This window comes from Campylobacter sp. 2352 PW, from assembly GCF_024723575.1.
Taxonomy (GTDB): domain Bacteria; phylum Campylobacterota; class Campylobacteria; order Campylobacterales; family Campylobacteraceae; genus Campylobacter_D.
This window is the reverse complement of record NZ_JANQCX010000015.1, coordinates 1-24,961: the sequence shown is the minus strand read 5'-3', so window position 1 is coordinate 24,961 and position 24,961 is coordinate 1. Positions and strand designations below refer to the sequence as shown.

General features: G+C 31.7%; 21 protein-coding genes and 5 tRNA genes. 21 read left to right on the top strand and 5 right to left on the bottom strand.

The features are described 5' to 3' along the window. The coding region (gene yaaA, locus CAMP5121_RS07205) for a peroxide stress protein YaaA (RefSeq protein WP_337215211.1) at positions 1–541 on the bottom strand (541 nt) is incomplete at its 3' end. A gap of 91 nt (positions 542–632) precedes the next feature. Between yaaA and CAMP5121_RS07200 the strand changes: the two genes are divergently transcribed. The 19 genes from CAMP5121_RS07200 (at position 633) to fusA (ending at position 18,170) form a co-directional block, all read left to right on the top strand. Continuing rightward, positions 633–708: transfer RNA gene (locus CAMP5121_RS07200), tRNA-Thr, on the top strand. A 47-nt stretch (positions 709–755) separates the two neighbouring features. Next, positions 756–841, top strand: a tRNA-Tyr gene (locus CAMP5121_RS07195). 7 nt (positions 842–848) lie between these two features. Further along, positions 849–925, top strand: a tRNA-Gly gene (locus tag CAMP5121_RS07190). 105 nt (positions 926–1,030) lie between these two features. After that, positions 1,031–1,105: transfer RNA gene (locus CAMP5121_RS07185), tRNA-Thr, on the top strand. 65 nt (positions 1,106–1,170) lie between these two features. Continuing rightward, positions 1,171–2,370, top strand: coding sequence for an elongation factor Tu (gene tuf / locus CAMP5121_RS07180; RefSeq protein WP_039668122.1), 1,200 nt, complete (start codon positions 1,171–1,173; stop codon positions 2,368–2,370). A 39-nt stretch (positions 2,371–2,409) separates the two neighbouring features. After that, positions 2,410–2,568 (top strand): 50S ribosomal protein L33, encoded by a 159-nt coding sequence (gene rpmG, locus CAMP5121_RS07175; protein WP_012661178.1) that lies wholly within the window; start codon positions 2,410–2,412, stop codon positions 2,566–2,568. Positions 2,569–2,589: 21 nt separating this feature from the next. Beyond that, a tRNA-Trp gene (locus CAMP5121_RS07170) sits at positions 2,590–2,665 on the top strand. 16 nt (positions 2,666–2,681) lie between these two features. Further along, positions 2,682–2,864: a preprotein translocase subunit SecE gene (gene secE / locus CAMP5121_RS07165; protein WP_012661179.1), complete on the top strand. Its 183-nt coding sequence runs from the start codon at positions 2,682–2,684 to the stop codon at positions 2,862–2,864. A gap of 4 nt (positions 2,865–2,868) precedes the next feature. Beyond that, positions 2,869–3,399, top strand: a complete 531-nt coding sequence (gene nusG, locus CAMP5121_RS07160) for a transcription termination/antitermination protein NusG (RefSeq protein ID WP_012661180.1) — start codon at positions 2,869–2,871, stop codon at positions 3,397–3,399. A gap of 27 nt (positions 3,400–3,426) precedes the next feature. Next, entirely contained in the window at positions 3,427–3,852 is a 426-nt protein-coding gene (rplK, locus tag CAMP5121_RS07155; protein WP_012661181.1) for a 50S ribosomal protein L11, read from the top strand. Positions 3,853–3,915: 63 nt separating this feature from the next. Continuing rightward, positions 3,916–4,617, top strand: a complete 702-nt coding sequence (gene rplA / locus CAMP5121_RS07150) for a 50S ribosomal protein L1 (RefSeq protein ID WP_039617747.1) — start codon at positions 3,916–3,918, stop codon at positions 4,615–4,617. A 154-nt stretch (positions 4,618–4,771) separates the two neighbouring features. Next, positions 4,772–5,251 carry a 50S ribosomal protein L10 gene (rplJ, locus tag CAMP5121_RS07145; protein WP_012661183.1) on the top strand — a complete coding sequence of 160 codons (480 nt, stop codon included), beginning with the start codon at positions 4,772–4,774 and terminating at the stop codon, positions 5,249–5,251. A 19-nt stretch (positions 5,252–5,270) separates the two neighbouring features. Then, positions 5,271–5,648: a 50S ribosomal protein L7/L12 gene (rplL, locus tag CAMP5121_RS07140; RefSeq protein ID WP_012661184.1), complete on the top strand. Its 378-nt coding sequence runs from the start codon at positions 5,271–5,273 to the stop codon at positions 5,646–5,648. 95 nt (positions 5,649–5,743) lie between these two features. Further along, a complete protein-coding gene (rpoB, locus tag CAMP5121_RS07135) occupies positions 5,744–9,877 on the top strand; it encodes a DNA-directed RNA polymerase subunit beta (RefSeq protein ID WP_337215210.1) in 4,134 nt (1,377 codons plus the stop codon). Next, positions 9,870–14,423, top strand: coding sequence for a DNA-directed RNA polymerase subunit beta' (gene rpoC, locus CAMP5121_RS07130; protein ID WP_337215209.1), 4,554 nt, complete (start codon positions 9,870–9,872; stop codon positions 14,421–14,423). Before rpoB ends, rpoC begins: the two co-directional genes overlap by 8 nt. A gap of 42 nt (positions 14,424–14,465) precedes the next feature. Continuing rightward, positions 14,466–15,098 carry a CatA-like O-acetyltransferase gene (locus CAMP5121_RS07125; RefSeq protein WP_337215208.1) on the top strand — a complete coding sequence of 211 codons (633 nt, stop codon included), beginning with the start codon at positions 14,466–14,468 and terminating at the stop codon, positions 15,096–15,098. Positions 15,099–15,160: 62 nt separating this feature from the next. After that, positions 15,161–15,544 carry a 30S ribosomal protein S12 gene (rpsL, locus tag CAMP5121_RS07120; protein WP_012661187.1) on the top strand — a complete coding sequence of 128 codons (384 nt, stop codon included), beginning with the start codon at positions 15,161–15,163 and terminating at the stop codon, positions 15,542–15,544. A gap of 67 nt (positions 15,545–15,611) precedes the next feature. Further along, positions 15,612–16,082: a 30S ribosomal protein S7 gene (rpsG, locus tag CAMP5121_RS07115; protein ID WP_012661188.1), complete on the top strand. Its 471-nt coding sequence runs from the start codon at positions 15,612–15,614 to the stop codon at positions 16,080–16,082. A gap of 12 nt (positions 16,083–16,094) precedes the next feature. Further along, positions 16,095–18,170 (top strand): elongation factor G, encoded by a 2,076-nt coding sequence (gene fusA, locus CAMP5121_RS07110; protein ID WP_039668128.1) that lies wholly within the window; start codon positions 16,095–16,097, stop codon positions 18,168–18,170. A 32-nt stretch (positions 18,171–18,202) separates the two neighbouring features. Here fusA and CAMP5121_RS07105 read toward each other — a convergent pair whose 3' ends face one another. The 4 genes from CAMP5121_RS07105 to putP all read right to left on the bottom strand — a co-directional run bounded on the left by CAMP5121_RS07105 (position 18,203) and on the right by putP (position 22,656). Next, positions 18,203–18,685, bottom strand: a complete 483-nt coding sequence (locus CAMP5121_RS07105) for a pyridoxamine 5'-phosphate oxidase family protein (RefSeq protein WP_337215207.1) — start codon at positions 18,683–18,685, stop codon at positions 18,203–18,205. Positions 18,686–18,747: 62 nt separating this feature from the next. Next, positions 18,748–20,118 carry a hemolysin family protein gene (locus tag CAMP5121_RS07100; protein ID WP_263707295.1) on the bottom strand — a complete coding sequence of 457 codons (1,371 nt, stop codon included), beginning with the start codon at positions 20,116–20,118 and terminating at the stop codon, positions 18,748–18,750. Positions 20,119–20,196: 78 nt separating this feature from the next. Beyond that, entirely contained in the window at positions 20,197–21,177 is a 981-nt protein-coding gene (locus CAMP5121_RS07095) for a putative transporter (RefSeq protein WP_337215206.1), read from the bottom strand. Continuing rightward, entirely contained in the window at positions 21,178–22,656 is a 1,479-nt protein-coding gene (gene putP, locus CAMP5121_RS07090; protein WP_337215205.1) for a sodium/proline symporter PutP, read from the bottom strand. A gap of 143 nt (positions 22,657–22,799) precedes the next feature. On the opposite strand from putP, the gene CAMP5121_RS07085 reads away from it, so the two are divergent. Then, positions 22,800–24,005: a saccharopine dehydrogenase family protein gene (locus CAMP5121_RS07085; protein WP_263736533.1), complete on the top strand. Its 1,206-nt coding sequence runs from the start codon at positions 22,800–22,802 to the stop codon at positions 24,003–24,005. Between the two features lie 36 nt (positions 24,006–24,041). Further along, positions 24,042–24,719 carry a molybdate ABC transporter permease subunit gene (gene modB / locus CAMP5121_RS07080; protein ID WP_263679660.1) on the top strand — a complete coding sequence of 226 codons (678 nt, stop codon included), beginning with the start codon at positions 24,042–24,044 and terminating at the stop codon, positions 24,717–24,719. The last annotated feature ends 242 nt before the right edge of the window (positions 24,720–24,961 follow it).

Below are 24,961 nucleotides of genomic sequence, written 5' to 3'. Positions count from 1 at the left end.
TAAAGGGTTGTTTAATGGTGTAAAATTTTTCATAAAATTTAGCTCTAAGATCGATTATTAATTCATTTTCTAAAAAATCATCAAGTTCACCGGAAAAATTTTCTTTATAAAATTTTTCTATATTAAAATCTTTGATTTTTTCTCCTTGTTTTAATTTATAATAAGGTATTAAATCTTTTGCTAACATAGGACCAAAAAGATTTGAAAATATTAATATATTTTCATCTATATATTTTTTAGCTATTTCATCCAAACTCTCATAATCTAAATATTCAAAAGCAACACCATTGTATCTTTGAACCGCTTTAGTTGTATCTTTTTTTAATATATCATGACTAAGATCATATAATTCATCTTTATCTTTGATACCAAAAAATTTTTCAAGAACATTTTCATCACATTCTTTAATAAATTTTTTGTATTTAGCAATTACTTCAAGTCTATTATCGTATAACTTGTTAAATATGAATGATTTTTCATTTAAACAACTATGTGTATTTATTTTACTTTTTCCCTCACTAGGTGAAAATAAAATTTTCATAATAAATCCTTTGTTTTTTAAAAATTATACAAAATTATTTAAAACACTTGACATTAATTCAAAATTACATTATAATTCAACTTTATTTTTTGCTGGTTTAGCTCAGTTGGTAGAGCAGCTGCCTTGTAAGCAGCAGGTCGGGGGTTCAAGTCCCTTAACCAGCTCCATTGTTAATAGCAGTGTTTGACCAGAAATAAAAAGCATTATTATTCATGGTGAGTTACTCAAGTGGCCAACGAGGGCAGACTGTAAATCTGCTGGCTTTCGCCTTCCGTGGTTCGAATCCACGACTCACCACCATTGCTTTGCGGGAGTAGCTCAGTTGGCTAGAGCATCAGCCTTCCAAGCTGAGGGTCGCGGGTTCGAGTCCCGTTTCCCGCTCCAACCTGATTTTGGTAGAGTGAAACTGGGAGCTGTTTTTAAATTCAGAATTTCTAGCAGTTTCAAATTTCCAAAATTTTATAGTTTATGTTTTTAATTTTTCTGAGCGCTCGTATGGCTCAGAGGTAGAGCACTCCCTTGGTAAGGGAGAGGTCGCGGGTTCAAGTCCCGCTATGAGCTCCATTGATTTCAAAAGATTATAAAACATAAATTAGTATTTGTTTGTAAATTTTATATGGAGGAAAAAGATGGCTAAAGAAAAATTTTCACGTAATAAGCCTCACGTAAATATTGGTACTATTGGTCACGTTGACCACGGTAAAACTACTTTAACAGCTGCTATCTCTGCTGTTCTTTCAAGAAGAGGTTTGGCTGAGCTTAAAGATTATGATAATATCGATAACGCTCCTGAAGAAAAAGAGCGTGGTATTACTATTGCTACTTCTCACATTGAGTATGAAACAGAAAATCGTCACTATGCTCACGTAGACTGTCCAGGTCACGCTGACTATGTTAAAAACATGATTACTGGTGCTGCTCAAATGGATGGTGCTATTCTTGTTGTTTCTGCTGCAGATGGTCCAATGCCACAAACTAGAGAGCACATCTTACTTTCTCGTCAAGTAGGTGTACCATATATTGTTGTTTTCATGAACAAAGCTGATATGGTTGATGATGCTGAGTTATTAGAATTAGTTGAAATGGAAATTAGAGAGTTATTAAGCTCTTATGATTTCCCAGGAGATGATACTCCAATTATTTCAGGTTCGGCTTTACAAGCTCTTGAAGAAGCAAAAGCTGGACAAGATGGTGAATGGTCTAAAAAAATCTTAGATCTTATGGCAGCAGTTGATGAGTATATTCCAACTCCAGCTCGTGATACAGATAAAGATTTCTTAATGCCTATCGAAGATGTATTCTCAATTTCAGGTCGTGGTACAGTTGTTACTGGTAGAATTGAAAAAGGTATTGTTAAAGTTGGTGATACTATTGAAATCGTTGGTATTAGAGAAACACAAAGCACTACAGTAACTGGTGTTGAAATGTTTAGAAAAGAAATGGATCAAGGTGAAGCAGGAGATAACGTTGGTGTTCTTCTTCGTGGAACTAAAAAAGAAGATGTTCTTCGTGGTATGGTTCTTGCTAAACCTAAATCAATCACTCCTCATACTGATTTTGAAGCAGAAGTTTATATTTTAAATAAAGATGAAGGTGGACGCCATACTCCATTCTTTAATAACTATAGACCACAATTTTATGTAAGAACAACTGATGTTACTGGTTCTATCCAACTTGCAGAAGGCGTTGAAATGGTTATGCCAGGCGATAATGTTAGAATTACTGTAAGTCTTATTGCACCAGTTGCACTTGAAGAAGGTACTCGTTTTGCTATCCGTGAAGGTGGCCGTACTGTTGGTTCAGGTGTTGTTTCTAAAATTATTAAATAATTATAAGCGAGATTTAATCTCGCTTTTTAAGGAATAAAAATGAGAATTAAAGTTGGTTTAAAATGTGAAGAGTGCGGTGATATTAATTATAGCACTTTTAAAAATAGTAAAAATACAACTGAAAAGTTAGAATTAAAAAAATATTGCCCAAGATTGAAAAAACATACAATTCATAAAGAAGTTAAATTAAAAAGTTAAGGCTTTTATAAAAAAGCCCTTAGGGCAATAGCTCCAACGGTAGAGCGCCGGATTCCAAATCCGATGGTTGGGGGTTCGAATCCCTCTTGCCCTGCCACAAAATAAGGTAAAATATGGAAAAACTAATAACTTATTTTAAATTGTCAAAAGCTGAATTAGGAAAAGTAATTTGGCCTTTGAAAGAGCAAGTTAGAAATGCTTATATTACAGTTTTTGTAGTTGTTACTGTTGTTTCATTATTTTTAGCATTAGTTGATTTGATTATGTCATTTTCATTATCTAAGATTATAGGATAGAAAAATGAATCATAAATGGTATGCAATTCAAACTTATGCAGGTAGTGAGATGGCTGTAAAAAGAGCCATAGAAAATTTAGTTAGAGATCATGGAATTCAAGAGCAATTATTAGAAGTAATTGTTCCAACTGAAGATGTGATTGAATTTAAAAATGGTAAAGAAAAAATAAGCGAAAGAAGTTTATATTCAGGCTATGTATTTGCTAATATAGACTTATCAACAGAGCTTTGGCACAAAATTCAGTCTTTACCAAAGGTTGGTCGTTTTATAGGTGAAAGTAAAAAACCAACTCCATTAAGTGAAAAAGATATCAATCTTATTTTAGAAAAGGTGAAAAATAAAGCAGCACCTAAGCCTAAAATTTCATTTGATAAAGAAGAAAGTGTAAGAATAACTGAAGGTCCTTTTGCAAACTTTGTCGGTATTGTAGAGGAATATGATATGGTTAGAGGCGTTTTAAAGCTAAATGTTTCTATATTTGGTAGATCAACTCCAGTAGAAATCTTATACTCTCAAGTTGAAAAAATAGTTTGATTATATAGTAAGTAAAGGAGAAAGGTTATGGCTAAAAAAGTCGTAGGAGAAATTAAATTACAAATAGCTGCTACTAAGGCTAATCCATCACCTCCAGTTGGTCCTGCTTTAGGTCAACAAGGTGTTAATATTATGGAATTTTGTAAGGCATTTAATGAAAGAACAAAAGATATGGCTGGTTTTAATATTCCAGTTGTTATTACTGTTTATGCAGATAAAAGCTTTACATTTATAACAAAACAACCACCAGCTACAGATTTAATTAAAAAAGCTGCAGGTATTTCTAAAGGTGCGGATAATCCTTTAAAAAATAAAGTAGGTAAATTAACTAAAGCACAAGTTTTAGAAATTGTAGATAAAAAAATCGCTGATATGAATACAAAAGATAGAGAGCAAGCTGCTAAAATTATCATGGGTTCTGCTCGTTCTATGGGTGTTGAAATCGTAGATTAATACTCTTTACCGCCAAGAGTTTAAAAAGGCGGTAGCACTTTATATAAAATGCGGAGAAAATTGATGTCTAAAAATACTAAAAGATTTACAGAATTATTAAAAAAAATAGATTCAAATAAAAACTATTTAATGGATGAGGCAATAAGCACAGTAAAAACTCTTGCTTCTGCTAAATTTGATGAAACAGTTGAAATTGCTTTAAAATTAAATGTTGACCCAAGACATGCAGATCAAATGGTAAGAGGTAGTGTTGTTTTACCTTGCGGTACAGGTAAAAAAGTTCGTGTTGCTGTTATTGCAAAAGATGCAAAAGCTGATGAAGCAAAAAATGCAGGTGCTGATATAGTTGGTAGCGATGATTTAGTAGAAGAAATTCAAAAAGGTAATATGAATTTTGATGTTTTAATTGCTACACCAAATTTAATGGGTCTAGTAGGTAAAGTAGGTCGTATTTTAGGACCTAAAGGTTTGATGCCAAATCCTAAAACAGGTACAGTAACAATGGATGTTGCTCAAGCTGTTAATAATGCTAAAAATGGGCAAGTTAATTTCCGTGTTGATAAACAAGGAAACATCCATGCAGGTTTGGGTAAAGTTAGTTTTACTCAAGAACAATTAAAAGAAAATATGACAGCATTTGTAAAAGCTATTAATAAACATAAACCAGCTGCTGCAAAAGGAAGATATATTAAAAATGCTAGTCTTTCTTTGACTATGAGTCCTTCTCTTTCTCTTGATACTCAAGAATTACTTGATACAAAATAAAATTAATGAGAGTTTTTCTCTCATTAATAAAAATTAGATAAGATAATAACTTTTATTTTATCTAATTTTTATCTTAGATTGGAGATAGCCGAGGTCTTAGGACTTAATTAGATTTTCTGCTCTGCTTGAAATCACCGGTCGGAAAGGAGTAAAGATGACTAAAAGCCAAAAAATTGAACTTGTTTCTAAGCTTGAAGAGGGTTTTAAGGCTAGTGAAGCTGTTGTAGTTTGTAACTACAAAGGTTTAAACACTAAAAAACTTGAAGAGTTAAGAAATAATGCGAGAGAAATGGATGTTAAAGTTCAAATTATTAAAAATACTTTAGCAAGTATTGCTCTTAAAAATGCCGGCAAAGATGGAATGGAACTTAAAGATACAAATATTTATCTTTGGGGTGAAGACCAATTAAATGTTTCAAAAGTTGCTGATAAATTTAGCGAAGCTAATCAAACATTTGAAATCAAAACCGCATTTATTGATGGCGAAGTTGCTTCAGTAGATAAAGTTAAAGCTTTAGCTAAAATGCCTTCTCGCAATGAATTGCTTGCTATGCTTTTGCAAGTTTGGAATGCACCAATCACCAATTTTACAATTGGATTAAATGCATTAAAAGAAAAAAAAGAAGCTGAATAAAATTTAAAAAGGATAAAAAATGGCAATTACTAAAGAAGATGTATTAGAATTTATTTCTAACCTAAGTGTTCTTGAACTTTCAGAATTAGTAAAAGAATTTGAAGAAAAATTTGGTGTTTCTGCCGCTCCAGTTATGGTTGCAGGTGCTGCTGTTGCAGGTGCTGCTGGCGGTGCTGCTGAAGAAAAAACTGAATTTGACATCGTATTACAAGATGGTGGCGATAAAAAAATCAATGTAATTAAAGTTGTTCGTGCTTTAACTGGTCTTGGACTAAAAGAAGCAAAAGATGCTGTTGAACAAACTCCATCAGTTCTTAAAGAAGGTGTTAGCAAAGCTGAAGCCGAAGAAGCTAAAAAACAACTTGAAGAAGCTGGCGCTAAGGTTGAGCTTAAATAATTTTTTTGTTTTAAAAGAAAGGATTGTATGTCCTTTCTTGTTTTCCTTTAATTAGGATTCTTTCTTTCAATACTTTTACCATGGGGTATAATAATATGTTAAATTCACAATCAGGAAATCGTTTAAGAATAGACTTCTCGAATGTTCCACAACAAATAGACATTCCAAATTTATTACAATTACAAAAGAAAAGTTTTGATTATTTTTTAAACATAGATGCTAAAAATTCAGAAAGTGGAATTGAAAAAGTATTTAAATCTATTTTTCCAATTCATGATCCACAAAATAGATTAAGTTTAGAATATGTAAGTAGTGAAGTAGGTAAACCTAAGTACACTATTAGAGAGTGTATGGAAAGAGGTTTGACTTATTCTGTAAATTTAAAAATGAAAATCCGTTTAACTTTACATGAAAAAGATGAAAAAACGGGTGAAAAAATTGGTATAAAAGATATTAAAGAACAAGAAATTTATATTAGAGAAATCCCTTTAATGACAGATAGAATTTCTTTCATAATTAACGGAGTTGAAAGGGTTGTAGTAAATCAACTTCACAGAAGTCCAGGTGTTATATTTAAAGAAGAAGAAAGTTCTACTGTTGCAAATAAATTAGTATATACAGCCCAAATCATACCAGATCGTGGTTCTTGGCTTTATTTTGAATATGATGCTAAAGATGTGCTTTATGTGCGTATTAATAAAAGAAGAAAAGTGCCTATTACAATTTTATTTAGAGCGCTTGGTTATAAAAAACAAGACATTATAAAATTATTTTACCCTATACAAACTATTCATGTTAAAAAAGATAAATTCTTAACCGAATTTAATCCAAATGACTTTTTAGATAGAGTTGAGTATGACTTAAAAGATGAAAAAGGCAATGTAATTCATCAAGCTGGTAAAAGAATGACAAAGAAAAAAGCTGAACAGCTTGTAAAAGATGGGATTAAATGGGTTGAATATCCAGTCGAAATTTTAACAAATAGATATTTAGCTAATCCTATTATTAATAAAGAAACTGGTGAGGTTTTATTTGATTCTTTAACGCTATTAGATGAGGGAAAACTAGCAAAAATTAAAGAGGAGAAACAGTTCGATATTGCTAATGACTTAGCTAATGGAGTAGATGCTGCTATTATTAATTCTTTCATTCAAGATAATGAAACTTTAAAATTATTAAAACAAACTGAGAATATAGATGATGAGAATGATTTAGCAGCTATTAGAATTTATAAAGTAATGAGACCAGGCGAACCAGTAGTAAAAGATGCTGCAAAAGCTTTTGTAAATGATTTATTTTTTAATCCTGAAAGATATGATCTAACAAAAGTTGGTCGTATGAAAATGAATCATAAATTAGGCTTAGATACGCCTGAATATGTTACGGTTTTAACCAATGAAGATATAGTAAAAACTGCAAAATATTTAATTAAAGTAAAAAATGGTAGAGGTCATATTGATGATAGAGACCATTTAGGTAATCGTCGTATAAGATCAATTGGAGAACTTTTAGCAAATGAACTTCATGTAGGTCTTGCTAAAATGCAAAAATCAATTAGAGATAAATTTACGGCTTTAAATACAGATATTGATAAAGTAATGCCTTATGATTTGATTAATCCTAAGACAATTACTGTAACAATTATGGAATTTTTTACTGGTGGTCAATTATCTCAATTTATGGATCAAACAAACCCATTGAGTGAAGTGACTCACAAACGTCGTTTATCAGCGCTTGGTGAAGGTGGTTTAGTAAAAGAAAGAGCAGGTTTTGAAGTACGTGATGTTCATGCAACGCATTATGGAAGAATTTGTCCTGTTGAAACTCCAGAAGGTCAAAACATCGGGTTGATTAATACGCTTTCAACTTATGCTAAAGTAAATGATCTAGGCTTTGTTGAAGCACCTTATAAGAAAGTAGAAAATGGAAAAGTAAGTAATGAAATTGTTTACTTGACTGCTACTCAAGAGGAAGGTTTAGTGATTGCAGCGGCTTCAACTAAAATTGATGAAAAAGGTAATATTGTTGAGGAATTTGTAGAAGCAAGACAAGATGGTGAAACAATCCTAGCAAGAAGAGAAGAAGTACATTTAATTGATCTTTGTTCAGGTATGATAGTAGGGGTTGCAGCGTCATTAATCCCATTCTTAGAGCATGATGATGCAAACAGAGCTTTAATGGGTTCAAACATGCAACGTCAAGCAGTGCCTTTACTAACCGCACAAGCACCTATAGTAGGTACTGGTATGGAAAAAATCATTGCTCGTGATGCTTGGGAGGCTATTAAAGCTAAAAGAGCAGGGATTGTAGAAAAAGTTGATAATAAAAATATTTTTATTTTGGGCGAAGATGAAAATGGGCCATTTATAGATCATTACAAAATGGAAAAAAATCTAAGAACAAATCAAAATACAACTTTTACACAGCATCCAATTGTTAAAAAAGGAGAATTTGTTCAAGCAGGTCAAATCATTGCAGATGGTCCAAGTATGGATCAAGGCGAACTTGCTATTGGCAAGAATGCCTTAATCGCATTTATGCCATGGCATGGGTATAACTATGAAGATGCTATTGTAATTAGTGAGAAAATTTTACGTGAAGATACTTTTACTAGTGTTCATATCTATGAAAAAGAAGTAGAGGCTAGAGAGCTTAAAGATGGTGTAGAAGAAATTACAAAAGACATTCCAAATGTAAAAGAAGAAGATTTAGCACATCTTGATGAGAGTGGTATCGCTAAAATAGGAACTCATATAAAGCCTGGTATGATTTTGGTAGGTAAAGTTTCACCTAAGGGTGAAGTAAAACCTACACCTGAAGAAAGATTATTAAGAGCTATTTTTGGTGAAAAAGCTGGACATGTTGTAAATAAATCTTTATATGCAACCGCCTCATTAGAAGGTGTTGTTGTAGATGTAAAAATCTTTACTAAAAAAGGTTATGAAAAAGATGCACGCGCTATAAAAGCTTATGATGATGAAAAATTAAATCTTGAAAAAGAACATCATGATAGACTTTTAATGATGGATAGAGAAGAAACTTTAAGAGTATGTTCTTTACTTTCTAAATCAGCTTTAAATTCAGATGAAGAAATAAATGGTGTTAAATATAAAAAAGGCTCTAAAGTAGAAATTACAGAATTAGAAAAAATCAATCGTTTTGCATTAAATTCTTTAGTTAAAGCTTATTCTAAAGAAGTACAAAAAGAATATGATGATTTAAAAAATCATTTCCAAAATGAGAAGAAAAAACTTAAAACAGAGCATGATGAAAAATTAGAAATTTTAGAAAAAGATGATATTTTACCAAGTGGGGTAGTAAAACTTGTTAAAGTATATATCGCGACTAAGAGAAAATTGAAAGTTGGGGATAAAATGGCAGGGCGCCATGGAAATAAAGGTATTGTATCTAATATTGTTCCAGAAGTTGATATGCCATATTTACCTGATGGAAGACCTATTGATATAGCTTTAAATCCTCTAGGGGTTCCAAGTCGTATGAACATAGGACAAATTCTTGAAAGCCACTTAGGGATTGTTGGTATGAGACTAGGTGATCAAATTCAAGAAATTTTTGATAGAAGACAAAAAGATTTTGTAAAAGAATTACGTGAAAAAATTCTTGAAATTTGTAGTGTATCTAGACTTGAATTAGAAAAGAAATTTGTGCAAACTTTAAATGATGAACAGCTTATTTCTTATGCTAGGGATTGGGCCAAAGGAGTGAAATTTGCTACTCCTGTATTTGAAGGTGTAACGGTTGAAGAATTTGGTAAGCTTTTTGAAATGGCTAAAATAGCTATGGATGGAAAAAGCGAGCTTTATGATGGAAGAACTGGTGAAAAAATGGCAGAGCGTGTGCATGTTGGATGTATGTATATGCTTAAATTACACCATTTAGTAGATGAAAAAGTTCACGCAAGAAGTACTGGACCTTATAGTCTTGTAACACAACAACCAGTTGGTGGTAAGGCTTTATTTGGTGGACAAAGATTTGGTGAGATGGAGGTTTGGGCTCTTGAAGCTTATGGAGCAGCTCATACTCTAAGAGAAATGTTAACCATAAAATCTGATGATGTTGAAGGTAGATTTAGTGCTTATAAAGCTTTAACAAAAGGTGAGAATGTTCCAGCAACAGGTATTCCAGAGACATTCTTTGTGCTTACAAATGAATTAAAATCTCTTGCTTTAGATGTTGAGATTTTTGATAAGGATGAGAATAATGAGTAAATTTAAACCTATCGAAATAAAAGAAGATGGTAGACCTAGAGACTTTGAAGCTTTTCAATTAAGACTTGCAAGTCCTGAAAAAATCAAATCATGGTCTTATGGCGAAGTAAAAAAACCAGAAACAATTAATTATAGAACTTTAAAGCCTGAAAGAGACGGGCTTTTTTGCGCTAAAATTTTTGGACCAGTAAGAGATTATGAATGTCTTTGTGGTAAGTATAAAAAAATGCGTTTTAAAGGTATTAAGTGTGAAAAATGTGGTGTTGAAGTTACTAGTTCTAAAGTACGCCGTTCAAGAATGGGGCATATTGAATTAGTTACACCGGTGGCTCATATTTGGTATGTAAATTCTTTGCCAAGTCGTATCGGTACTTTACTTGGCGTAAAGATGAAAGATTTAGAGCGCGTATTGTATTATGAAGCATATATAGTAGAAAATCCAGGTGATGCATACTATGATAATGAAAATACTAAAAAAGTTGAATTTTGTGATGTATTAAATGAAGAGCAGTATTTAAATTTAATGCAACGCTATGAAAGTAGTGGATTTAAAGCTAGAATGGGCGGTGAAGTTGTTAGAGATTTACTAGCAAATTTAGATCTTGTTGAGCTTTTAAATAAATTAAAAGAAGATATTGCAGCAACTAATTCAGAAGCAAAGAAAAAAACTATCATCAAGCGCTTAAAAGTGGTTGAAAATTTCTTAAATAGTAATTTAAATACTAATACAAATAGTGATGAAGTAGTTCCAAATCGTCCTGAGTGGATGATGATTACAAATTTACCTGTGTTACCACCTGATTTAAGACCTTTGGTGGCTTTAGATGGTGGAAAATTTGCAGTTTCTGATGTGAATGATTTATATAGAAGAGTTATTAATAGAAATACACGCTTAAAAAGACTTATGGAGCTTGATGCACCTGAAATTATCATTAGAAATGAAAAAAGAATGCTTCAAGAAGCAGTTGATGCTTTATTTGATAATGGCAGAAGAGCAAATGCAGTTAAAGGTGCAAATAAACGTCCATTAAAATCTTTAAGTGAAATCATCAAAGGAAAACAAGGTCGTTTCAGACAAAATCTACTTGGTAAAAGGGTGGATTTTTCAGGTCGTAGTGTTATTGTTGTTGGGCCAAAACTTAGAATGGATCAATGTGGTTTACCTAAAAAAATGGCTTTGGAATTATTTAAGCCACATTTGTTAGCTAAACTTGAAGAAAAAGGTTATGCTACCACTGTAAAACAAGCTAAAAAAATGATAGAAAATAAAACCAATGAGGTTTGGGAGTGTTTAGAAGAGGTTGTTAAAGGTCATCCTGTAATGCTTAATCGTGCACCAACCTTGCATAAGCTTTCCATCCAAGCTTTCCATCCTGTGCTTGTAGAGGGCAAGGCAATTCAACTTCATCCATTGGTGTGTGCAGCATTTAATGCTGATTTTGACGGGGATCAAATGGCTGTGCATGTGCCTTTATCACAAGAAGCAATAGCTGAGTGTAAAGTATTAATGCTCTCATCTATGAATATCTTGCTTCCAGCAAGTGGTCGTTCTGTGACTGTACCTTCTCAAGATATGGTTTTGGGGATTTATTATCTATCTTTAGAAAAAGATGGTGCTAAGGGTGAGCATAAAATTTGTACAGGTATTGAAGAGGTTATGATTGCCCTAGAAGCAAAATCTTTAGATATTCATGCAAGTATTAGAAGTGTAGTTGATGGTAGAAAAATCACTACGACTGCTGGAAGATTAATTATTAAGTCTATCTTGCCTGATTTTGTTCCTGAAAATATGTGGAATAAAGTCATGAAGAAAAAAGATATTGCAGCTTTGGTTGATTATGTTTATAAAGAAGGTGGCCTTGAAGTAAGTGCTAGCTTTTTAGATAAATTAAAAGATCTTGGTTTTGAATATGCAACAAAAGCGGGTATTTCTATTTCAATTGCTGATATTATTGTGCCTGATCAAAAGCAAAAAAGTATAGAAGAAGCTAAAAAACAAGTAAGAGAAATCCAAAATTCATATAATTTAGGTTTGATTACTTCAGGCGAAAGATATAACAAGATTATTGATATTTGGAAAAGTACTAATAATGTCTTATCAAAAGATATGATGGAGTTGATTAAAAAAGACAAAGAAGGGTTTAACTCTATTTATATGATGGCAGATTCTGGTGCTAGGGGTTCAGCAGCTCAAATTTCACAGCTTGCTGCGATGAGGGGTCTTATGGCTAAACCTGATGGTTCTATTATTGAAACACCGATCATTTCGAACTTCCGTGAAGGACTAAACGTTCTTGAATATTTCATTTCAACTCACGGTGCTAGAAAAGGTCTTGCAGATACAGCGTTGAAAACAGCAAATGCAGGTTATTTGACAAGAAAACTTATCGATGTGGCACAAAATGTAAAAGTTACAATGGAAGATTGTGGTGCACATGAGGGTGTTGAAATTAATGAAATTACTGCAGATGGTGTTGTGATTGAAACCTTAGAAGAAAGAATTTTAGGAAGAGTTTTAGCTGAAAATATTATTGATTCTATTACTAATGAGATTTTGTTCTCAGAAGGTACTTTAGTAGATGAGGAAAAAGCTAGAATTATTGTTGAAAGTGGAGTAAAGAGTGTAAGCATTAGAACTCCTATTACTTGTAAAGCTAAAAAAGGAGTTTGTTCTAAATGCTATGGTATTAATCTAGGCGAAGGAAAATTAGTTAAACCAGGTGAGGCTGTAGGTATTATATCTGCTCAATCAATCGGTGAGCCAGGAACACAGCTTACACTAAGAACTTTCCACAGTGGTGGTACTGCTAGTACAGATTTACAAGATCGTCAAGTGGTAGCACATAAAGAAGGTTTTGTAAGATTTTATAATCTTAATACCTATGAAGATAGACAAGGTAAAACTATAGTGGCTAATCATCGCAATGCTGCTATTTTACTTGTGGAGCCAAAAATCAAAGCTCCATTTAAAGGAACTATCCATATTGAGCATGCATATGAGGATGTGGTGGTTAGCGTTAAAGCAAAAAACAATGAAGCTAAATTTATATTAAGAAAGTATGACTTAGCAAAAGCTAATGAGCTTGCCGGTGTAAGTGGTAATATTGAAGGTAAATTATATATTCCATATAGCGATGGTACTGAAGTAGCTGAAAATGAAAGTATTGTAGAAGTAATCAAAGAGGGTTGGAATATACCAAACCGTATCCCTTATGCGAGTGAATTGTTAGTAAAAGATGGCGATCCTATCACTCAGGATATTGTAGCTGGTGCAAAAGGTACCTTGAAGTTTTATATGCTTAAAGGGGATGGTTTAGATAGAATTAGAAATCTTAAAAAAGGTGATGTAGTTAAAGAAAAAGGTGTTTTTGTTGTTATTGCTGATGAAAATGATAGAGAAGCAAAAAGACACTATATACCAAGAGATTCTGTGATTGAATTTGATGATAGTACTTTTGTGGATAATCCTAAAACTATCATAGCAAAATCAAGCAAAGAAGATAAAACTATCATTGCTGAATGGGATGCATATAATAATACTGTAATTGCAGAAGTTGCAGGTACAATTAACTTTGAAGATATTGAATCAGGCTATAGTGCTGATGAGCAAATTGATGAAGCAACTGGTAAAAGATCACTTGTTATTAATGAGTATTTACCAAGTGGAGTGCGTCCAGCGTTGTTAATCATAGGTGAAAACGATAAAGTGGTGCGTTATCAGCTAGAGCCAAAAACTGTTATTTATGTAAACGATGGCGATAAGGTTAAGCAAGCTGATATCTTAGCTAAAACACCAAAGGCAGCAGCTAAATCAAAAGATATTACTGGAGGTCTTCCAAGGGTATCTGAATTATTTGAAGCAAGAAAGCCAAAAAATACTGCTGTTGTGGCTGAAATTGACGGGGTTGTTAGATTTGATAAACCTTTAAGATCAAAAGAAAGAATCATTATCCAAGCAGAAGATGGAAGTAGTGCAGAGTATTTAATTGATAAATCAAAACGCATTCAAGTAAGAGATGGTGAATTTATTCATGCGGGTGAAAAATTAACCGATGGAGTTATTTCAAGCCACGATGTACTTAGAATTTTAGGTGAAAAAGCATTGCATTATTATCTTATCTCTGAAATTCAGCAAGTTTATCGTGGTCAAGGTGTTGTGATTTCTGATAAGCATATTGAAATCATCGTATCGCAAATGCTAAGACAAGTAAAAATTGTTGATAGTGGTCATACAAACTTTATTGTAGGTGATTTGGTTTCAAGAAGAAAATTCAGAGAAGAAAATGAAAGAATTTTAAGATATGGCGGTGAACCTGCTGTGGCTGAGCCTGTATTGCTTGGGGTTACAAGAGCAGCTATTGGAAGTGATAGTGTGATTTCAGCTGCTTCGTTCCAAGAAACAACAAAAGTTTTAACAGAAGCAAGTATTGCAGGTAAATTTGATTATCTTGAAGATCTAAAAGAAAATGTAATCTTAGGTCGTATGATTCCTGTTGGTACAGGTCTTTATGGAGATCAAAATTTAAAGCTTAAACAACAAAATTAATTTTCAATCCTAGCGATTTTGCTAGGATTTTTGGAGTGTATTATGTTCAAAGTGATTGATTTGGAAAAATATAAAAGAAAGGATCATTTTGAATTTTATACTCAAAATATTCCTTGCTCGTTTGAAATTACTGTTAAATTAGATATCAGTTCTTTTTATTATTTTATTAAAAATAATAATTATGAATTCTACCCTTGTTTTATCCACACTATTAGTAAAAGTATAAATGCTTTTGATAATTTTAAATTTAGTTTAGATCAAAACAAACAACTAATATGTTATGATATTATCCATCCTTCTTATACTATTTTTCATAAGGATTCTAAAACTTTTTCTGTTCTTTGGACTTTCTATAAAGAAAATTTAAATGATTTTTTATCTTTATATGAAGAGGATAAACAATTAATAAAAAACGATAAAAGTATGTTTTTAAAAGAACCTATAGATAATATTTTTAATATTTCTGCCATTCCTTGGGTGGCTTTTGAGAATTTTTCTTTACACTTGCCAAAAAAAGAGCAGTATTTCTTTCCTATTATAACAAGTGGAAAGATTATAAAAGAAAATAAAAAAATTCTCATTCCTTTTAGTATTAATGTTAATCATGCCACCAATGATGCTTATCACATTTATTTGTTTTTAGAAAAACTCCAAGAAAACCTTAATAGTTTATAATTTTATAAGTAAAATTTAGATATTATCCAAAGTTTATTATTTTATTAATGAAAGGAATTACTGTGCCAACCATAAATCAATTGGTTAGAAAAGAGCGCAAAAAAGTTTTAGAAAAATCTAAATCACCAGCGCTTAAAAATTGCCCACAAAGAAGGGGAGTTTGTACTAGGGTTTATACAACAACTCCTAAAAAACCAAACTCAGCGTTAAGAAAAGTTGCCAAAGTAAGACTTACAAGTGGCTTTGAAGTTATTAGTTATATCGGTGGTGAAGGTCACAACCTACAAGAACACAGCATCGTTTTAGTGCGTGGTGGTAGGGTAAAAGACTTACCAGGTGTTAAGTATCACATTGTTCGTGGTGCCTTAGATACTGCAGGTGTTGCAAAAAGAACTGTTTCTCGTTCTAAATATGGTGCAAAACGCCCTAAAGCAGCAGCTAAGTAATAAGATTGCAGACAAATCCGTTAGATTTGATTTTGTTTGAGTAAAATTATAAATTTGAAGGAAAATTATGAGAAGAAGAAAAGCTCCGGTAAGAGAAGTCTTGCCAGATCCGATTTATGGAAATAAAGTAATCACAAAATTCATTAATTCTTTAATGTATGATGGTAAAAAAAGCACGGCTACGACTATTATGTATGGTGCTTTAGAAGCTATCGATAAAAAAGGTGGAGAAAAAAAAGGTATAGAAATTTTTAATGATGCTATTGAAAATATCAAGCCTTTATTAGAAGTTAAATCTCGTCGTGTTGGTGGTGCTACTTATCAAGTTCCAGTAGAAGTACGCCCAGCTAGACAACAAGCTTTAGCTATAAGATGGATTATTTCTTTTGCTAGAAAAAGAAGTGAAAGAACTATGATTGAAAAATTAGCAGCTGAATTATTAGACGCAGCTAATAGTAAAGGCGCTTCATTTAAGAAGAAAGAAGATACTTATAAAATGGCAGAAGCTAATAAAGCATTTGCTCATTATCGCTGGTAAGAGGAGTAAAACATGTCAAGAAGTACTCCTTTAAAAAGAGTTAGAAATATAGGTATTGCAGCTCACATTGATGCTGGTAAAACAACTACTAGTGAAAGAATTCTTTTCTTTACAGGTATGAGTCATAAAATTGGCGAAGTACATGATGGTGCAGCTACAATGGACTGGATGGAACAAGAAAAAGAAAGAGGTATTACAATTACTTCTGCTGCTACAACTTGTTTTTGGAAAAATCACCAAATTAACCTTATAGACACTCCAGGCCACGTTGACTTTACAATCGAAGTTGAAAGATCAATGCGTGTTTTAGATGGTGCTGTTGCAGTATTTTGTTCAGTAGGTGGAGTTCAACCACAATCAGAAACTGTTTGGAGACAAGCTAATAAATATGGTGTTCCAAGAATTGTTTTTGTAAATAAAATGGACAGAATTGGTGCAAATTTCTTTAACGTGGAAGAGCAAATTAAAAATCGCTTAAAAGGTAACCCAGTTCCACTTCAAATTCCAATTGGTGCTGAAGATAATTTCAAAGGTGTGATTGATCTTATCACTATGAAAGCTTTGGTATGGGAAGATGAAAGCAAACCAACCGATTATGTAGAAAAAGAAATTCCAGCTGAGCTTAAAGAAAAGGCTGAAGAATATCGTGTAAAAATGATAGAAGCTGTTTCTGAAACAAGCGATGAATTAATGGAGAAATATTTAGGCGGTGAAGAACTTACTCAAGAAGAAATCAAAGCAGGTATTAAAGCAGGATGTTTAAGTCTTTCTATGGTTCCTATGCTTTGTGGTACGGCTTTTAAAAACAAAGGCGTTCAACCATTGCTTGATGCTGTTGTTGCTTATTTACCAGCTCCTGATGAAGTTGCTAATATCAAAGGTGAGTATGAAGATGGTACAGAAGTTTCTGTAAAATCAACTGATGATGGTGAATTTGCAGGTCTTGCATTTAAAATTATGACTGACCCATTTGTTGGACAATTAACTTTCGTTCGTGTATATAGAGGAAGTTTAGAAAGCGGTTCTTATGCATATAATTCAACAAAAGATAAAAAAGAAAGAATTGGTCGTCTTTTGAAAATGCACTCTAATAAAAGAGAAGAGATTAAAACTTTATATGCAGGGGAAATTGGAGCAGTTGTTGGTCTTAAAGATACACTAACTGGTGATACCTTAGCAAGTGAAAAAGATAAAGTTATTTTAGAGAGAATGGATTTCCCAGATCCTGTTATTTCAGTTGCTGTTGAGCCTAAAACAAAAGCAGATCAAGAAAAAATGTCTATTGCTTTAAATAAATTAGCTCAAGAAGATCCAAGCTTTAGAGTTTCTACAGATGAAGAAAGTGGTCAAACTATCATCTCAGGTATGGGTGAGCTTCACTTAGAAATTATTGTTGATAGAATGCTTCGTGAGTTTAAAGTTGAAGCAGAAGTTGGTCAACCTCAAGTTGCTTATCGTGAAACTATTAGAAAAACAGTTGAGCAAGAGTACAAATACGCTAAACAATCAGGCGGTCGTGGTCAGTATGGTCATGTATTCTTAAGACTTGAGCCGCTTGAGCCAGGCAGTGGTTATGAGTTTGTAAATGATATCAAAGGTGGGGTAATTCCAAAAGAATATATTCCAGCGGTTGATAAAGGTATACAAGAAGCATTGCAAAACGGTGTTTTAGCAGGATATCCTGTTGAAGATGTTAAAGTAACTGTTTATGATGGAAGCTATCACGAAGTGGATTCTTCTGAAATGGCATTTAAACTTGCAGCTTCTATGGGCTTTAAAGAAGGTGCTAGAAAAGCAGGTGCAGTAATCTTAGAACCTATGATGAAAGTTGAAGTTGAAACTCCAGAAGAATATATGGGTGATGTTATTGGAGATTTAAATAAACGTCGTGGTCAAGTAAATTCAATGGATGAAAGAGGTGGTAATAAAATTATTACAGCATTTTGTCCTTTGGCTGAGATGTTTGGTTACTCAACCGATCTTAGAAGTCAAACTCAAGGTCGTGCTACTTATTCTATGGAATTTGATCACTATGATGAAGTTCCAAAAAACGTTTCTGAAGAAATTATCAAAAAAAGAAACGGTTAATCTATCAAGATGAGCAAAAAGCTCATCTTGAATTATTTATGTCCTTTTGAATTAATTAAATTAACTACTCCTTTATTAATTTCATATGCTTTTCCAAAACCTTTAACATATCTTCCATTTTTCAGTATAAGTTGAAATAAATGAAAATCTTTCATATTTTTAATGACTTGAATCACTTCTTTGTTGTTTTCATTTTCATAAGTATTTAATACTTGCTCAAAGAGTTGATTATCTCTTGTTATTTCTATACATTCTATTCTAAATTTAAGTCTTTTTCTTGCAAAGATTGACATGCAATCTTTTTCATCTTCTATAAACATAATTTCTATGTTTTTATTATTGTATTTTACTCCTTCAAAATGCTCAGCAATTTCACTAATATAAATATAAAAGTCATTTTTAATTTTTATAATAGGTGCGTATGAGCATATTGTTTGATTGTTTAAATTTAAAGAAGATATCATAATACTTTTGCATTCTTGCATAAATTGATTAATTTCATCATGTAATTGCATATATTTTCCTTGTAGGTTAGAATGGATAAGATTGAGACTGTATAAAGTAAAAGAAGAGTTTATCACTCTTCTTCATCAGTATTTTTGCGTACAACTTTAATGCGTTCTATACTATTTCCATCCATCTTTTTGACTTCATAGTAGCAGAATTCATCTTCTATTCTATCTCCAACTACCGGTAAGCGTCCTAAGAGATTGAAAACATATCCACCTATAGTGACTTGTTCTAGCTCTTCATTAAAGCGTATATCAAGCATTTCTTCTACTTCGCTAATTTCATATCTTCCTTGAAATTCATAAATGTTTTCTGCAAGTTTTTTAAAATGTGGACTAGAATCATCATGCTCATCGTTAATATCTCCAACGATTTCTTCCATAATATCTTCCATGGTTAAAAGTCCAGCTGTGCCACCATATTCATCCACTACTAACGCTGTGTGCACTTGTTCTTTGTTCATCATGAAAAGGACTTTAGATATGCTGATATTTTCTGGCACCAAGATCATTTTGATTAAAAAATCATCTAAATTTTTCTTATCTTTGCTAAGTTCGTTTTGCATGATATCTCTAATGTGTACCATACCTAAAATGATATCTTTAGAACCATCTATATATGGAAAGCGTGTGTGTTTGTACTGACAAACTATTTGCATATTTTCCTCATAGCTTTTTTGTTTGTTAAGACATATCATATCTTTTCTAGGTGTCATGATTTCTTTTGCTACTGTATCTGAAAAATCAACAGCATTACGTATGATTTCAGTTTCAAATTCATCCAAAACTCCACCTTTTTGGCTTTCACTTGCAATAAATTTAATTTCTTCTTCAGAGTGGCTTAATTCATGTTCTTTAGCAGGTTTAATACCTATAACTTTTAAAGAAACTGCAGCTAAAAAGTCAAATGTTTTAATGAAAGGTAAGAAAAGTAACCAAAACAAATGTAATGGTCTTGCAACCCATAAAACAGCTTTATCTGCAATAGCGATAGCAACGCTCTTTGGAACTAATTCACCTAATACAACATGCAATAATGTGATAATAGCAAAAGCGATAACAAATGCTATAGTATGAATTAATGCTGGAGCTAAGCCTAAATTTGCCAAAGGAACTTCAAGAATTTTAGCAATAGCAGGTTCACCTATCCAACCAAGAGCAAGAGAGCTTAGCGTAATACCAAGTTGGCAGGCGCTTAAATAAGTATCTAGTTTTGAAGTGACTTCTAAAGCTTTTTTTGCATTACGTTTTTTTTCTTTTACCATTTCTTCGAGTTTTGATCTACGTACTTTAACAATAGCAAATTCAGATAAAACAAAAAATCCATTTAAAAGCACTAAAGCTAATGCAACAAGAATCATAAAAGTAGAATAGCCTACATCAATTGAGGCAACAGCGGGTAATGTTTGATTTAAGTCTAAAGATTGACTGGGGTCCAAAAAAACTCCTTTAATAAAATTTTTGCAAAATTATATCAAATCAAAACTATAAAATTAGCTTAAAATAAACGACATATTTTAAATTAATTTATGTTTTCTATATTCAATATTTTTTTCAAATTCATCTAAACGTTTATAAATGCTACGCAATTGTGTGATAGTTGTCCAATTGGTGATAAAAATACTAAATGATGATCTAACTTGATCAAAAGCATTGCCAACTTGTATGATAATTCCAAGTTGTATAAGTCCTAAAAACAAGCTTGGAGCCATGATTAAAAAAGGCACTATAACCATGATTTGCTCAAATAAATAAAGCCATATATTAAAATACCCATAATGCAAAAATAATCTTTTATAATTGATTTTAAGTCCAGTAAATAAACTTAAAATACTTTCATCGCTCGCATAATTTTTTCTATCATCTTCAGCAAAAACAAGTTCTTTTCTAAAAGCAGCTTCAGCTTTTTGATTATTATATTCAAGACCAGGTAATTTAATGCCAACAAACCATGATATAACAAGACCTCCCAAAGAAACCAAAAATGCAATCCATACTAAGGATCCATTAATGTCTTTTAAGATAGGTAAATTAACATGCGCACTTAACATCCACAAAATTGGCACAAAAGCAATTAAAGTCATAATTGCCTTAACAAAAGCCAATCCTAAGCTTTCTATGATTTTTGAAAAATTATAAATATCTTCTTGAATTCTTTGTGAGCTACCTTCTATGTTATCATCTTTTTTTTGCCAAAATTTAATATAATCAAAAGTCATAGCCTCACGCCATTTAAAGGCATAAATACTTCCAAAATATTGTGTGATAGTAGCGATTAATACATAAGGCAATGCTAGATATAAAAATTGCTTAATAAAATGATAAAAGTCATCTATACTATGATTTTTTGCATCTTGTAAAACATCATAAAATTCTTTATACCATTCATTTATTGTAACATTAATGGAAGTTTGAGCAAGTAAAGAAGCTAGTAAAAAAAACAAACCCAAATAAGCCCACAATGCCCATTTTTTTGAATAAAAAAAAGATTTAAACATTTAAATTTCTTTTAACATTTTTTCATAGTGTTTTATTGTATGTTTTTTTGCTTTAAAAATTATACTAAAAATCACAATAAAACAACTTGCAACTAAAAATCCAGGAATGATTTCATAAATTGCTATAAAATTTGAACCAAAATGTTTATAAAATATAACAGTTAAAGCTCCACTAACCATTCCAGCTATTGCACCTTCTTTGCTCATATTTTTATAAAATAAAGAAAATAAAATAACACTTCCAAAGCTTGCACCAAAACCAGCCCAAGCGTAAGAAACTATACCTAAAATTTGACTTTGAGTATCAAGTGAAAGTATAAAAGCTATGCAAGCAACAGCTAAAACACCTAGACGTGATAATAAAGTAATATTTTTATCATTTGCTTTTCTTTTTAAGATTTGTGTATAAAAATCTTGCACCAAGCTAGAAGCACACACTAGTAGTTGAGAACTAGCTGTACTCATAATAGCTGCTAAAATCGCACTGAGTAAAATTCCTGCCACCCAAGGGTTAAAAAGCACTTGAGACATTACGATAAATATTCTTTCAGGGTCATTTAAAGTAAGATTAAATTTAGCTATATAAGCAATACCTAAAAATCCTATCATAGCAGCACCAAATAAAGAAATTACCATCCAAGTTATGCCTATAAAAGTTGCAGTAGGAATTTCTTTTACATTTTTTATAGAGATAAAACGAATTAAAATGTGAGGTTGACCAAAATAACCAAGCCCCCATGCTAGGGTTGATACTACAACTAGCCAACCACCACCATCTAAACCAAAGGCTTGGGGTTTTACATCATTTATAGTAGAAAAAGCTTCGCCAAAGCCACCAAGTTCAAAAATCATCACAAAAGGAATGATGATTAATGAGCTCATCATTAAAAGTCCTTGTATCATATCAGTCCAGCATACAGCTTTATAACCACCTAAAAAAGTATATAAAACAATAACTAAAAATCCAATACTCAAGGCAAAAATATAAGGCAAATTAAATACACTTTCAAAAAGTTTAGCACCACTTACTAATCCAGCGCTAATGTAAATAGTAAAAAATACCAAAATAACTACCGCACAAATGCTTCTTAAAATATGCTTATCATCATGAAAGCGACTTTCGAAAAAATCAGGAATTGTAATACATTCTTTGGCTATTTGAGAAAAAATCTTTAATCTTTTAGCAACAAAAGTCCAGTTCAAAAACATACCAAAGCTTAAACCTATGGCTATATAAATTTGTCCCAAACCAGCTGCATATAAAGCACCAGGAAAAGCCATTAAAAGCCAACTACTCATATCAGAAGCACCTGCACTTAAGGCAGATATTACAGGCCCCATGGAAGCATTACCAACAAAATAATCTTTACTGTTTTGATTTTTTTTGTAAAAATAAAAACCTATAAAAAGCATTAAAAATGCATAGGTAATAAAAGTAATAACAATAGGATAAGAAAGTTCCACACTTTGTAAATTCATAAGTGTCCTTAAAAAATTTAAAAAACTATCATTTTACTTGTTTTATTTTAAAAAAACATTATAAAAATTATTTTTTGTTTTTTTATTTCAATGCTTTATAAAGTTTTTTTGTTACAATTTTCTAAAAAATTTAAGGAAAAATGATGAAAAATCTTTTGATTATAGGTGCAGGTGGTGTAAGCCGTGTTGCGACTGTAAAATGTGCAATGAATAGTGATGTCTTTAGTAAAATAACCCTAGCAAGTAGAACTAAAAGTAAATGTGATGAAATAGCAGCTTTTATAAAAGAGCGTTTAGGTGTAGAAATTCAAACTGAGCAAATAGACGCAGATGACACCGCTGCTGTTGTAGAACTTATCAAAAAAACAGGAGCTGAAATTTTATTAAATGTGGCTTTACCTTATCAAGATCTTACTTTAATGGATGCGTGCATTCAAACTAATATCCACTATGTAGATACTGCAAACTATGAACATCCTGATTTGGCTAAATTTGAATATAAAGAACAATGGGCAAGAAATGATAAATTTAAACAAGCAGGAATTTTAGGACTTTTAGGCAGTGGATTTGATCCTGGTGTTACTAATGTATTTTGTGCTTATGCACAGCAAAATTTGTTTGATGAAATTCATTATATAGATATATTAGATTGCAATGCTGGAGATCATGGCTATGCCTTTGCAACTAATTTTAACCCTGAAATTAACTTAAGAGAAGTTTCTGCTAAAGGTCGTTACTGGGAAAATGGAAAATGGATAGAAACTGCACCTATGGAAATAAAAATGGAATGGGATTATCCTGAAGTAGGGGTAAAGGATAGCTATTTACTTTATCATGAGGAGCTTGAAAGCTTAGTAAAAAATATCAAAGGTTTAAAAAGAATAAGATTTTTTATGACTTTTGGGCAAAGCTATTTAACTCATATGAAATGTCTTGAAAATGTTGGTATGCTAGGTATTAAGCCTGTTATGCATCAAGGCAAAGAAATAATACCAATAGAATTTTTAAAAACACTACTTCCTGATCCTGCTAGTTTAGGCCCTCGCACTAAAGGTTATACTAATATAGGTTGTGTGATTCGTGGTGTAAAAGATGGAAAAGATAGACAAGTTTATATTTACAATGTTTGCAATCACGAAGAGTGCTTTAAAGAAACTGGAGCGCAAGCTGTGAGTTATACTACCGGAGTTCCTGCAATGATAGGAACAAAGTTAATTGCTAAAGGAATTTGGCAAGGAAAAGGTGTGTTTAACATGGAAGAATTTGATGCTAAACCTTTTATGGATGAGTTAAATACTCAAGGACTTCCTTGGAAAATTATAGAAATGGAGCCAAATTTAGGAAAGTAATCTCAAGTCTTTTTTTGACTTGAGAAAGTTTCAATAATGACACAATTATTATTAAGTATAGATTGGACACCTTTTTTAGTTTCCATAAAGCTTTCTATTATTACTTGTATAATTTTGTTTTGTTTTTGCATACCTCTTGCTTGGGTTTTTACTTTTAAGCAATTTAGAGCAAAAAAAATTCTAGAAACCATAATAACCTTACCTTTGGTTTTACCACCATCTGTTGTTGGTTTTTACTTGTTGATTTTGTTTTCAAAATACTCTTTTTTGGGTAATTTTTTAGAAAAACACTTTAATATCACTTTAGCTTTTACCTTTGAAGGTTTAGTGATAGCAAGTTGTATTTATTCTTTACCTTTTATGTTTAATCCTTTATATAATGCAATGTCTATGATTTCTAAAAATATTATAGAAGCTAGTTTTTCTTTGGGAAAAAATTCTTTCATCACACTTTTTAAAGTAATCTTACCTAGTATTAAACCAGCTATATTAAGTGCTTTGGTGATAAGTTTTGCACATACTATGGGTGAGTTTGGTATAGTATTAATGATAGGCGGTTCTTTAAGCGGAGAAACAAAAGTAGCTAGTATTGCTATATATGAAAGTATGGAAAATTTAGATTTTACCACAGCCCATATTTATAGTCTCATACTATTAATTTTTAGTTTTATTGTTTTACTAAGTGTGAATCTTCTTAATAAACAAAAAAGATAATATACTTAATCCATTTATTGTTTTCAAGTATTTTGAGTATAAATTTATCTAAATCAAGTTTTATCTTTAATTGTTTGTATTCTCTTTTACTTTCTTATTTATTATCTATATTTAAGATATTATTTTCTTTATATTTGACACGAAATTTTTCATATTTTATAATAACTCATATTCTATCATTTCCCACTATTTTTCTAAAAATTTACCACATGTTATAAACCAATATCCACAGTCCTTTTTTT